This is a genomic window from Ruegeria sp. G5, assembly GCF_056533365.1.
On record NZ_JBQFOK010000009.1, the window covers coordinates 122,001 to 134,141 of the forward strand.

13 protein-coding genes are annotated in these 12,141 nt (G+C 54.6%); 4 read left to right on the forward strand and 9 right to left on the reverse strand.

Annotation, left to right across the window (positions count from 1 at the left end):
• Positions 1-95 precede the first annotated feature (95 nt).
• On the reverse strand, positions 96-881 hold the full coding sequence (locus ACR0BD_RS15765) for an enoyl-CoA hydratase (protein WP_480831824.1): 786 nt from the start codon (positions 879-881) through the stop codon (positions 96-98).
• A gap of 57 nt (positions 882-938) precedes the next feature.
• Between ACR0BD_RS15765 and ACR0BD_RS15770 the strand changes: the two genes are divergently transcribed.
• Positions 939-1,382 (forward strand): PaaI family thioesterase, encoded by a 444-nt coding sequence (locus tag ACR0BD_RS15770; protein WP_480831826.1) that lies wholly within the window; start codon positions 939-941, stop codon positions 1,380-1,382.
• Positions 1,383-1,441: 59 nt separating this feature from the next.
• On the opposite strand, the gene ACR0BD_RS15775 is transcribed toward ACR0BD_RS15770, so the two are convergent.
• A complete protein-coding gene (locus ACR0BD_RS15775; RefSeq protein WP_480831828.1) occupies positions 1,442-1,669 on the reverse strand; it encodes a DUF1127 domain-containing protein in 228 nt (75 codons plus the stop codon).
• 99 nt (positions 1,670-1,768) lie between these two features.
• On the opposite strand from ACR0BD_RS15775, the gene ACR0BD_RS15780 reads away from it, so the two are divergent.
• The 3 genes from ACR0BD_RS15780 to rpsI all read left to right on the forward strand — a co-directional run bounded on the left by ACR0BD_RS15780 (position 1,769) and on the right by rpsI (position 4,284).
• On the forward strand, positions 1,769-3,172 hold the full coding sequence (locus ACR0BD_RS15780; protein WP_480831830.1) for an aminotransferase-like domain-containing protein: 1,404 nt from the start codon (positions 1,769-1,771) through the stop codon (positions 3,170-3,172).
• Positions 3,173-3,333: 161 nt separating this feature from the next.
• Positions 3,334-3,792: a 50S ribosomal protein L13 gene (gene rplM / locus ACR0BD_RS15785; RefSeq protein WP_170354147.1), complete on the forward strand. Its 459-nt coding sequence runs from the start codon at positions 3,334-3,336 to the stop codon at positions 3,790-3,792.
• Between the two features lie 6 nt (positions 3,793-3,798).
• Positions 3,799-4,284: a 30S ribosomal protein S9 gene (gene rpsI, locus ACR0BD_RS15790; protein ID WP_170388395.1), complete on the forward strand. Its 486-nt coding sequence runs from the start codon at positions 3,799-3,801 to the stop codon at positions 4,282-4,284.
• A gap of 60 nt (positions 4,285-4,344) precedes the next feature.
• On the opposite strand, the gene ACR0BD_RS15795 is transcribed toward rpsI, so the two are convergent.
• From ACR0BD_RS15795 to ACR0BD_RS15825, 7 genes are all read right to left on the reverse strand, one after another.
• Complete coding sequence (locus ACR0BD_RS15795) at positions 4,345-5,505, reverse strand: ABC transporter substrate-binding protein (RefSeq protein ID WP_480831832.1); 1,161 nt, start codon at positions 5,503-5,505, stop codon at positions 4,345-4,347.
• 29 nt (positions 5,506-5,534) lie between these two features.
• Positions 5,535-7,421 carry an AMP-dependent synthetase/ligase gene (locus tag ACR0BD_RS15800; RefSeq protein WP_480831834.1) on the reverse strand — a complete coding sequence of 629 codons (1,887 nt, stop codon included), beginning with the start codon at positions 7,419-7,421 and terminating at the stop codon, positions 5,535-5,537.
• 4 nt (positions 7,422-7,425) lie between these two features.
• Positions 7,426-8,199 carry an ABC transporter ATP-binding protein gene (locus tag ACR0BD_RS15805; RefSeq protein WP_480831835.1) on the reverse strand — a complete coding sequence of 258 codons (774 nt, stop codon included), beginning with the start codon at positions 8,197-8,199 and terminating at the stop codon, positions 7,426-7,428.
• The gene (locus tag ACR0BD_RS15810) at positions 8,196-8,960 is read right to left on the reverse strand and encodes an ABC transporter ATP-binding protein (protein WP_480831837.1); all 765 of its coding nucleotides are present in this window, start codon (positions 8,958-8,960) and stop codon (positions 8,196-8,198) included. The genes ACR0BD_RS15805 and ACR0BD_RS15810 overlap by 4 nt, the downstream gene beginning before the upstream one ends.
• Positions 8,957-10,054, reverse strand: coding sequence for a branched-chain amino acid ABC transporter permease (locus tag ACR0BD_RS15815; RefSeq protein WP_480831838.1), 1,098 nt, complete (start codon positions 10,052-10,054; stop codon positions 8,957-8,959). Before ACR0BD_RS15815 ends, ACR0BD_RS15810 begins: the two co-directional genes overlap by 4 nt.
• Positions 10,055-10,058: 4 nt before the next feature.
• Positions 10,059-10,934: a branched-chain amino acid ABC transporter permease gene (locus ACR0BD_RS15820; protein WP_480831839.1), complete on the reverse strand. Its 876-nt coding sequence runs from the start codon at positions 10,932-10,934 to the stop codon at positions 10,059-10,061.
• Between the two features lie 73 nt (positions 10,935-11,007).
• A complete protein-coding gene (locus ACR0BD_RS15825) occupies positions 11,008-12,036 on the reverse strand; it encodes a zinc-binding dehydrogenase (protein WP_480831841.1) in 1,029 nt (342 codons plus the stop codon).
• Between the last annotated feature and the right edge of the window lie 105 nt (positions 12,037-12,141).

The following is a 12,141-nucleotide window of genomic DNA, read 5'->3' on the forward strand; positions in this document are numbered from 1 at the left end:
CCAAGGCCTTAGCCTTGTCTCAGCATTGCCACAGTGTTGCCCTTTTGGAAAGTCCAAAATACGAACAGTGGCGAAAAAAACACATTACATTTGACCTATTGCTGCCAATTTGGCGGTCGTTTTTCGATAAACGCCGAAATCCCTTCTTCTGTATCCCGATGCAACATGTTCTGCGCCATAACCTCTCCGGTATAGGCGTAGGCTTGTTCGATGGGCATATCCAGCTGCTGATAGAACGCCTGTTTGCCAATTTTGACTGCGGACCCCAGCTTTTTGGCCAACTGATCTGCAAGCGCCTGTGTTTCGTGCTCCAGCAGCATCTCAGGGACGACCCGATTAACCAACCCAAGTTCAGACGCGCGCTCGGCCGAGATAAAATCCCCCGTCGTCAGCATTTCGAACGCCTGCTTGCGGGGGATGTTGCGACTTAGGGCTACCATCGGCGTTGAACAGAACAGGCCAATATTCACACCGTTTACGCCGAACTTTGTCCCCTCGGCAGCGACGGCCAGATCACATGTGGCGACCAATTGACAGCCAGCGGCGGTCGCGATCCCATGAACCTGAGCGATGACAGGTTGGGGCAGGGACTGGACCGACAGCATCATTTTGGCGCAGCGCGCAAACAGATCCTGGAAATAAGCCTTGCCGCCATCCTCGCTTTGTCGTCCGGCCGTCATCTGTTTCAGGTCGTGGCCCGCACAAAACGCTTTGCCTTCGCCGGAAAGGATAACGGCACGGATCGAAGGATCATCGCGCAAAGCATCGAATTCAGCCTGTAAAGCTGCCAGCATTTCATCGCTTAGGGCATTCAGACGATCCGGTGCGTTCATCTTGATCCTGGCGACCGCGTTTGCGTCGCTACGTTCCAGAATTCCCATCTTGCCCTCCGATCTGATGTGGGCCAACTCTAGGTCGGCAGATCGAGGAGGGGAAGTATGTCATTAGCGTTGAACCGCCAAGAGTTGGCGGACTACCTGAAACAAGTGTTCCCACAGGTGCATCGAGACTTTGTCGTCGAAGAGCTGAGCGAAGACACCATCACAATGCGGCTTGTGGTCGAAGACAGACATCTTCGCCCCGGTGGAACAGTGTCTGGCCCCTCGATGTTCGGACTGGCTGATGTCTGCGTTTACGCGATCATTCTGGCGCGGAAAGGTCGGCAATCCCTTGCGGTTACCACGGGATGTTCGATGGATTTCATGCGTAAACCGGATGGCGATCGGGACATGATTGCACAATGCAGGCTGTTGAAACTGGGCAAGTCGCTGGCGGTTGGCGACGTGCTTATGTACTCGGACGGATCGGACAAGCCCGTGGCGCGCGCGACTATGACATACTCATTGCCGCCCGAAGGGTCAGCGGCTGCTGCTTTTGGGTAAAAAAAGTGGCCGGGACAAGCCCGGCCCAGGAAGAGGTCCCGAATGGGACTGGGGATTTCTTAGTCGTGCCAGAATGGCCGATTTACTTCGCGATTGGCCTGATATCGGGTCAACCCGACATCCCGCAGCAAACGATCATCCAGTTTTGACAAATTCACACGACTGCGTCGCTGGCGTTCCCACTTTGTGACTGTCGCCGCAAAACGCACGGCCAGCGAAGCGATCAGCGGCAGCCGTGGGCTGTCGTTCAGCAACATGAGGGCGGGTGTGTGCATTGGGCGTGTCATGATGGGTATCCTTTCAAATTGTATTGACACAAAGCATAAATGTTCGGTACACATGTTTGATACATTCAGGATTGTGTCAAAATCAAAGGAAGAATTGTAATGGATACAATTTGGCCGGAGTCGCTGCCAAAATCCAAGGGCCCCAAGTACACATTGGTGGCCGACACAATCAGAAAAGCCATTGATAACAAATTACTGGAGGTTGGGACCAAGCTGCCTCCGGTAAGAGAATTGGCGTATCGACTACAAATCACACCAGGGACCGTTGCGCGGGCCTACACGATTCTAACTGACGAAGGTTTGCTACAGGCCGAGGTCGGGCGTGGTACATTTGTTGCGCCCCCCAAATCACCCATTCTGGATGATGTGTGGGCACGGCAATTGCATCTGCGCGATGACAAGTACAACGCCAATGTTAGCCTTTTCAGTCCGCGTCTGGCGGATATGGGGCAGGTGTCTTTGATCCGGGAGTGTCTGCAAAAGGTCTCACAAGCTGATCCGGGACTGTTCCTGAATTATCCGACCCGAGATGCGTACAAACCGATGCGGCAGGCGGTGGTGGAGTGGCTGTCAAATCTGCCGTTGGGCGCGGTGTCTCACGATGACGTGGTTCTGACGCATGGAGGCCAGAACGGACTGTGCCTTGTGTTCCAAACTATCCTGCGCGGGCCGAAACCGGTCGTGCTGGTCGAAGACCTGTCCTATGCAGGGTTCAGACGGGCAGGGGAACTGATGCGTGCGGATGTTGTTGGCGTAAAGATGGACAAGTGGGGCATTGACCCCAAGGCGATGGAGCATGTGCTGCGTCAAACGCCCGCCCAGGCGGTCTGTGTCTCACCCGAGGTGCAGAACCCGACGGGGGCGCACACACCGTTGGAACGCAGGAAAGAAGTGGTAGACGTGGCCCGCCGCTTTGACCTGCAAATCATCGAAGACGATTGCTATCGCATAGGGGACGCGCGCGAACCCAGTTATCGTGCCCTGGCACCGGAACGGGGATGGCATGTCTCGTCGATCTCGAAAACACTGACGCCGGCCTTGCGTGTCGGATTTGCTATCGCCCCTCGCGAACGTAGCGGAGACCTGCGCCGTTCTGCCGAATACGGGTACTTCGGTCTCGCGCAGCCCTTGGCCGAGCTGACGCGATTGCTTTTATCCGACCCCAGAACGCGCCAGATCGCGCGGGATGTGCGCGAACGTATGGGCGATTATGTCCGCGTGACAGTTAACGCGTTGGGTGGCTTTGATCTGAATTGGGCACCGGACGTACCCTTTGTGTGGCTGAACCTTCCCTCTGGCTGGCGCGCCGCCGCGTTCAGCAGGGCTGCCGAGCGCGAGGGCATTCAACTGCGCTCGGCTGATGAGTTCGCTTTGCGGGACGGACGTGCCCCAAATGCGGTTCGCATAGCGATGAATGGGCATGTGTCGCTGGAACGGTTCGAGGATGCGATGCAAAAGCTGCGTAGGTTGTTAGACAATCCTCCTGAACAAATAAGCGTATAAAGTTGGGGTAAAATAATACCTATTTTTTAAGCTGTTGTTTTTAAATAATTTAAAAGACATTAGGGTTGTTGACGCGCGCCACGCACGCCTCTAAATACGCTCCATCGAATTCGGGCCGCTCCGCTGGCGCGGTCTTTCACATCAAACAGGACTATCCTGCCATGAAAACCTTTTCTGCAACACCTGCAGACATCGACAAGAAATGGATCCTGATCGACGCCGAGGGCGTTGTTCTGGGCCGTCTTGCCTCAATCGTCGCCATGCGCCTGCGTGGCAAGCACAAAGCGTCGTTCACCCCGAACATGGACATGGGCGACAATGTCATCGTGATCAACGCTGACAAAATCCAGATGACCGGCAAGAAGCGCGAAGAAAACTTCTACTGGCACACTGGCCACCCGGGCGGCATCAAGTCGCGCACCAAACAGCAAATCCTGGAAGGTGCCCACCCCGAGCGCGTCGTGACCCAAGCGGTCAAGCGCATGCTGCCGGGCAACCGTCTGGCGCGCAAGCAGATGACCAACCTGCGCGTTTACGCTGGTGCCGAGCATCCCCATGAGGCGCAAGCGCCCGAAGTTCTGGACGTGAAGTCCATGAACAAGAAAAACACCCGGAGCTAATGACCGATGGCTGATCAGATCAATACTCTCGAAGAGCTGAGCGCCGTCGCAGGCGTTGAAACCGTGGCTGAAGAAGTCATCGCACGCGAGCCCGTCCGTGACGAGCTGGGCCGCTCCTACGCCACCGGCAAACGTAAAGACGCTGTTGCCCGCGTTTGGATCAAGCCGGGTTCCGGCAAGGTCACCGTGAACGGCAAAGACCAGGACAAGTACTTCGCTCGTCCCGTTCTGCAGCTGATCCTGCGCCAGCCGTTCCAGGTTGCCGGTGTAGAAGGTGAGTTCGACGTTGTTGCAACCGTCAAAGGCGGTGGTCTGACCGGTCAAGCCGGTGCGGTCAAACACGGCATCTCGAAAGCGCTGCAACTGTACGATCCCTCGCTGCGTGGCGCGCTGAAAGCCGCTGGCTTCCTGACCCGCGACAGCCGCGTTGTGGAACGTAAGAAATACGGTAAGCGCAAAGCGCGTCGTTCGTTCCAGTTCTCGAAGCGTTAATCGCTGCGGAAACCAAATTGGAAAGGGCTCGCATTTGCGGGCCCTTTTTCTTTGCAGTGATTATTCTTCGTACACTTTTTTCCACGCTCCGTTTTCCACCACACTGACGTAAACAGAGTCTGCTCCTTGATGGTCGTTAGGGCCATAAGTGATCTCATTACCGACCAATTCATCGGTGTAATTTAAGGACTCCATCGCAGCGATAAAGCTTTCATGTGTCAGGTCCGGGCCTGCGGCCTCTAGCGCTTTGACCATCATCTCAGCCGCCGAATATCCCAGCATCGCGAAGCCCACCGGATCTTCGCCCGTTGCGGCTTTGTATTCTTCGATGAACGCAGCCGGAGCAGGTTCATCCGCGCGCGCCCAAAGGTCTTGCCATGAGGCTGCCGCGTAAAAGCCGTCGGTAACACCACCGGGTACTTGCGCGACGACGGTCAGGAAGCTGGCCGAAGTTCCCAGAAACTTCATGTCTTCCAGACCCATTTTCTTAGCCGTACCGACGACGGTTATGGCCTGGCGCACGCCCAACGCCATCGTGACGATATCGCACCCTTCTTCTTTGAGCTTACTGAGTGAGCCTACAAAGTCGGTCTCATCTGGTTTGTGGGTGGTTTCAGCCGTAAATTCGATCCCGGCGTCTTCCGCGCCGGCCTTGCTGCCTTCCAGAATTTCTTCCCCGAAGTCAGTGGGCAGATACATTGTGCAGACTTTTTGCGAACCGAATTGGTCAGCCAGATATTTCACGCCAACCCGGCTTTGATCGTAGTAGGTCGAGAACGATGTGAACTTGTTGTTCATCGGCTCTTGCAGCATCTGACGTGCAGCGGTCAGTGGAGCGACGTTCGGAATGCCCTTCGGGTCCAGTAACTTAAACCCGGCCAGGTTCATCGGCGTACCAAGCGATTGCATCATCGCAAAAACCTTGTCGCGGTTCAGCAGCTTGTTATAGCCCTGCATAGCGCGGGGCATTTGATAGCCGTTATCTTCCACAACAAAACGAATGGTGCGCCCATGTACGCCACCTTCGGCGTTAACACGGTCAAATACGACGTTTGCACCTTTGGTCGCGGGGACTCCGACAGCAGCAAAAATACCGCTTAGATCATTGACTGAACCGATAACGATTTCATCATCGGACACGCCTTGCGTCTGGGCATTGGCCAGTGTCGCCGTCGCGGTCAAGGCTGTCGCTGCGGCCAAGCGTTTGATCAAAATCCTCATTTTTTCCTCCCTTTGGGTAAAACCCCTAACTATTTGTACATGTCTTCAATAAGATGTCCGTGCTTGTTTTCGACAAAGCTGCGCTTCAGCTTCATTGTAGCTGTCAGTTCGTCGTCGTCCGCTGTCAAAAGAACGTCGATCAGGCGAAAGTCTTTGATCTGCTCAACACGTGCGAAGTCTCTGTTGACCGTCGCAACCTCGGCTTCAATCAGAGCTCGGATTTCTTGCGCAGCACACAAGGACGCAAAATTCGAAAACGGGATTTTTCTGTCCTGCGCGAATTTTTCGACATTTTCCTGATCTATCATAATCAACGCCGTCAGGAACTTGCGTTTATCACCGATCAGGACAGCGTCCGAGATATACTGACTGAACTTAAGACGGCTTTCGATCTCGGCCGGGGTTATGTTTTTTCCACCCGCTGTGATGATAACATCCTTCAAGCGGCCGGTGATCGTGACGAAACCTTCGTTGTCGATCTGGCCCATATCGCCGGTTCGCAGCCAACCGTCTGCCGTAAAGGTCTCGGCGGTTTTCGCGTTATTGCGCCAATACCCCTGAAACACGTTCAGACCCTTGATCTGGATTTCGCCCTCATCAGAAATCCGCACCTCGGTTCCGGCAACTGCGCGCCCGATTGAGCCTATACGGTTGTTTTCGATGGTGTTCAGCGTCGCAAGGCCGGACGTCTCGGTCATCCCGAAACCTTCGATTAAAGGCACCCCAATGGCCCAATACCATTTCAGCAACTCGGTCGAAATCGGGGCTGCGCCAGTTCCTCCGCGACGCAATTTATCCATTCCCAGCATCCGCCGCAGGTTGCGCAAAACCAACCGATCCCACAGCCAGAACTGCGCCGCAGCGGCTGCAGGCACGGGTTTGCCTGCGTTGATGTATTCTGCCCGCGCAAAACCGGCTTTCAACGCCATTTCAAAGGCAGCTCGACCGGTCGAAGTGGCGTCCTGCAGCATGATCTGTACCTGGGAATAGATCTTTTCCCAGACCCTCGGCACCGCAGTGAATGTTGTTGGTGAAACTTCCTGCAGATTGGAAAACACTGTTTCCGGGCTTTCGGCGAAATTCACCGTGCATTTTCCGGCTAGCGGGAAATAGACGGAAACGTCGCGTTCCAGAATATGACAGAGGGGCAGAAAACAAAGTTGCTCGTCTGTTTCAAACGTCGGGAGGGAATGTGCGCCGGCTTCGATCCCCGCCAGAATATTCTCATTGCTCAGCATCGCTCCCTTGGGCATTCCGGTTGTACCAGAGGTATAGACCAAAAGGGCTGTATCCTGCGGCGATGTCAGTGCGATCTCGGCCTCGAACCTGTTGGGTTCCTCGGCTTGGGCCTGCCGTCCGATATCATAGAGCGCTTCGATCATCATACAGCGGTCGTGTTTCAGATCGTGCAACCCTTCGTCTTCAAGAATTATAACGCCCAACAGCCCCGGTACTTCGCCTTCGATCTCGAAGAACTTGTCCAGTTGCTCTTCGTTTTCGACCACAAGAAAACGGCTGTCGCTGTCATTGATGAGATATCGAAGCTGGCTTGCGGAATCCGTGGTGTACACGCCCGACGCGATGCCGCCGACGCACTGAATACCCATGTCAAACCACGCCCATTCCTTACGGTCCTCGGAAAGGATTGAGACGACTTCGCCCCGCTGCAACCCCAGCTTACGAAGGGCCAGACCGATCCACTGGGCGTGTTGCCAATAGACGGCCCACGAATAGGACTTCCATATGCCGAAGTCCTTTTCACGATGCGCCGTTCGATTCCCAAGCTCTGCGCAGCGCTTTTGAAAAAGCTGGCCGATCGTAGCACATTCATCAACCAGTACTGGCCGCTGTCCCGGCGTCGCATTAAACTGAACGCCATTGATTTTTTTCTGAGGGTGCAGGGTGCTGATGTTCAAAAACTCACCTCCACGTCTTCTTACGTTTCCAGCGGCGGTTTTCTCGGGATCCTTCTTCCTGAACACCAAGATAAAAGTTCTGGATGTCTTCAGACTGCATCAGAACATCGGCGGCACCATCCATTACGATGCGTCCGACTTCCATCACATAGCCATGGTGCGCCAGTTGTAGCGCGGCATTGGCGTTTTGTTCGACCAGCATCATGGTCATATTCTGCTCGTCATTCAGACGTTTGAGAATACTAAAGATCTCTTGAACAAGCAGGGGGGACAATCCCAGCGAAGGTTCATCCAGCAGCATGATCTTTGGGTTTGCCATCAGTCCCCGACCAATTGCCAGCATCTGCTGCTGACCGCCCGAAAGCGTCCCTGCTTCTTGGTTCCGCCGCTCTTTCAGGATTGGAAAGTACGAGAACACAAGATCCCGATCATGGTCAATCTGACCTATATCGTTCGAGGTATAGGCCCCAAGGCTTAGGTTTTCATCCACAGTCAGCAGCGGGAACATTTCGCGCCCTTCGGGAACGTGGACTATCCCCCTCTGAACTACCCGGTGTGGCTCCGAACCCTGGATTTCCACACCTTCAAAGACGATTTTTCCTTTTTCGGGGTCCATAACGCCTGACACGGTCTTCATCAGGGTCGTCTTGCCTGCACCATTGGCACCAAGGATTGACACGATCTGCCCGGGACGAACGTCAAGTGACACGCCGCGAATGGCCATGATCGGACCATAAAAGCTTTCGATGTTTCGAATGGTCAAAATGGGCTCGCTCATGATGCTTTCCCAAGATAGGCCTCGACCACGGCTGGATGAGACTGAACCTCAGCGGGTGTTCCAAGCGCCAGCATCGCACCGTCGGCCATGGCCAGAACACGATCTGACACGCCTGAGACAAGACCCATGTCGTGCTCGACCATCAGCACGGTGATACCCATTTGCCGCCGAATATCGTCAATCCACCAGCGCATGTCTGTCGTCTCTTCAACAGAAAGGCCCGAAGCTGGTTCGTCCAACAACAAAAGCTTTGGCTCGGTCGCCAGCGCGCGCGCAACTTCGACCACCTTTCGGACGCCGTAAGGCAAGCCCGAGATCATCTTGTCGCGATAGGGCTGCAGGTCGAGAAAGTCGATAATTTCCTCGACTTTTTCGCGGCTTTCGATCTCTTGCCGTCGTACCGATGGCAGGAATAGTACTTCGGAGAACAGGTTGGTTTTCCGGTGGCGATGCCGTCCAACCAATAGGTTTTGCAGGACGGTTGCATGCTCGAACAATTCGATGTTTTGGAATGTACGCGCCACGCCTAAGGCGGCGACCGCCGAAGGTTTAACCTGCAACAGGTTGTGCCCGTCAAAGCGGATCGAGCCTGCAGCCGGGTCGTAAAACCGGGAGATCAGATTAAAGACCGTGGATTTTCCGGCACCGTTGGGTCCGACAATGGCAAAAACCTCACCGGCCTGAACCGAGAATGACAGGTCATTCACTGCCGTTAATCCACCGAACCTTAGGGTGACATTTTCAAACTCCAACAAACTCATCTCAGGCGATCCGTCTTGAGGTAGGACTTTTGCCGCTTGAACATGTCTTTGCGGTAGAACGGGAACAGCTCGAACCAGGTGCGGATTTTGAGCCAGCGACCGTACATTCCCATCGGTTCAAACAGGATGAAGGCGATTAGGATCATTCCGAACATACCAAACTCCAACCCCGGAATGGCAACGGTGTTCCCCCCGAATACAGCGCCCACGTATTCCTTCGAAATGGATAAGAACTGGGGTAGAAACCCGATGACAATGGCCCCCAGAAATGCGCCGTGGATCGATCCCAATCCTCCGATTACGATCATCATAAGCAGTTGAATTGAAATGACGACGCTGAAGGTTTCGTTGTTGAATGCGCCGGCGTACATTCCCATCAGCGCACCCGCCCAGCCAGTAACCGCGCAAGACAGCGCAAATGAGATCATCTTGGTCCGTGCAATGTCTACACCCATCGCCTGCGCCGACACCTCAGAGTCGCGAACGGCGATAAAACTACGCCCCAGCGGTGCGCGCAGTAGATTGATATAGCCAAGCGTCACCAAGACAGCGACGGCTAAAACAAGCCAAAAGAACTGTACAGGCGTTCCCCAGCGATCAACCAGTGTTCCAAAGATCTGGACGCCACCCATAAATTTGCCAGCCACGCCTCCGGTAATCGGTTCAGCCAACACAATCACATCGTCCATCAGGATCGACAGGGCCATTGTAAAGATCGCCAGGTAAATGCCGTGCAGCCGAAGGGCAGGGACGGCCACCGTGACGCCAGCGATACCGGTCAATATGCCAGCCAGTGGAAAAGCAACCAGAAAGGGTACGCCAGCCTCGATCAGAATGACGTTTGCGTAACAGCCGAAAGCCAGAAAAGCGGCATGCCCAAGACTGACCTGTCCCGTATGGCCTGTTAGGATCATTAACCCCAACCCTGCGATTGCCCATATCAAAACGTTGGTCAGTTCACCCAGATAAAAGTCATCCAACCACCACGGCGCGGCTGCAACAATTGCCAGTAAGATAAGGTAAAGCGTTAGCTGGTACCCGTCTTTCCAAGGGCGGATATCCTGCATGTAAGTGGTTTTGAAGATAATCCGCATGTGGTTAAACTTTCTTGACCCGAACCTGGCTGAACAACCCGTTCGGGCGAAAGATCAAAACGGCAAGCAACAGCGCGTAGGGCGCAACCTGACTGTAGCCTGCTGCAATGTAGCGGCTGGCAAAGGGTTCGATGACGCCGACGATTAACCCTCCGGCAAGCGCGCCGGGCAGACTGCCAAAGCCGCCAATTACTGCGGCGGCGAACGCTTTGATACCCAGTAGGCCAGTGGTTGGATCGACTGATCCTTTCGCCGCAAACAGAATCCCGGCAATTCCGGCCACTACCCCGGCCAGTGCCCAAATGAACCCCTGAACGCGCTTAACCGGAATGCCCATGTAGTATGCTGCAAGTTGGTTTTGCGATGCACCCTGCATTGCCAATCCAAGTTTGGTGCGGCTGAAAAAGACGTACAAACCCCAAGTAAGCAGGACGGTGACAATAATGACCGCGACGTCCTCCATCCCCAAGACGAGGCCGCCAAATCGCACGTCCTTACCGGCCAGAGGGTTTTGCAAGGTTTGCGGCTCGTGCCCCCATATCAGGCCAGCGCCAAAACGGATAACGAAACCCAAAGCAATGGTCAGTATCACGACCGCGGTCTGACTTTGCCCGAACAGCTGTCGAATAATCAACCTGTCCAGCAGATACCCCAAAGCGCCCATAATCGACAGAGATACCGGCAAGGCCAGCCAGAATGGCAATCCCATATATTCGGTATTCGTCAGTCCAATCGTCACAAAGGCGCCGAGCATCATGAAATCGCCCTGCGCAAAGTTCACAGCCTCGGTCGCCTTGTAGATCAGAACAAAGCCAAGCGCGATCAAGCCATAGACACAGCCATTTGCCAGCCCGCTGATCAGCAGCTGCGCATTATCCAAATTCACCTCCCGATGTCGGTTTTTCCGACTTGCTTGGAACCGGAGGCTTAAATCACCCTCCGCCTGTTCCTCACTATGGCGTGATAATCACCTTTCCGTCACTCTTTTTCAGTGCGTCAGCCAAATCTGATATTACATTTCTCAATGTAAGCCGTTCCGACACATCAGTTTTCCATCGCCCATCGGCGAACCGAGCCTGCACTTCGCCCACAACACGCATCTGGTCATTCGGTGGTGTCGACATCATCCACTTTGTTAGCCAAAAGCCTTCGATCCTTTTGCCCATGAAAATCAACTGGCCTGTTTGCGTCAGTGTCGGCAATTCGGGGCTTAACTTTCCATAACAAATCCAACGTGCCTCGTTCGGCATAGCACAGAATATCTGCTCCGAGATCTGGTCCGCGACCGCATCAAGGAAAACACGTGGTTTCAACTGAGTGCTGAGCGCTCGAAAATTGGACAGCATGTCAGGGTCTGATGTATCCAGTACGGCGTGGGCTCCGTGGTCTTTCAGGTTTTCGACCGCGCTCGCGCGCCGCACCAGAGCGATAGGTTTCAATCCCATATCCCGCCCAAGACTGCACATCAGCTTACCCAACTGACTGGTCGCCGCAGAAACGATAAACGCATCGCCTGCGCCTTTGGCGATATCAACCATTGCCATCGCTGTCATTGGATTGACAATCTGCGCGGACCCATCCTCGTCCGAGATGTCAGGACGAAGGGGTATGCACATCAGGGCTTGCGTCAAAACATACTCGGCCCATGCACCGGAGCCTGCAGCCACAAAGGCCACGCGTTGACCTTGCAGCGCCTCGGCCCCTGAACCGGTTGCGACGACATCTCCGCACCCCTCAAAACCGGCAGGTGCGCCTTTGACGCGGGGTTGCCCATATTCGCCCTTAACGAAGTGCAGGTCAGACGGGTTGACAGACGCGGCCCGCATTCTGATCAGGACTTGACCAGGCCCGGGTGTCGGCACGGGGATCGTTGCTTCGGCCAACCAATCCGCTGCGTTTTCGATGGACGGACCTGTCGCAGTACCGGAATAGCCATCATGTGTTTGAATAATGGCGCGCATTGTTGAGGGTAGCGTGGTCATTTTGCGTCCTTATTTACTCGAACCGATCGCGTTCAAGCGAAGCACAAAAAAAAATGTGTGGCACGGGAAAACTGCTCAGTTTCTAAATACGTTCAGCCAAACAAA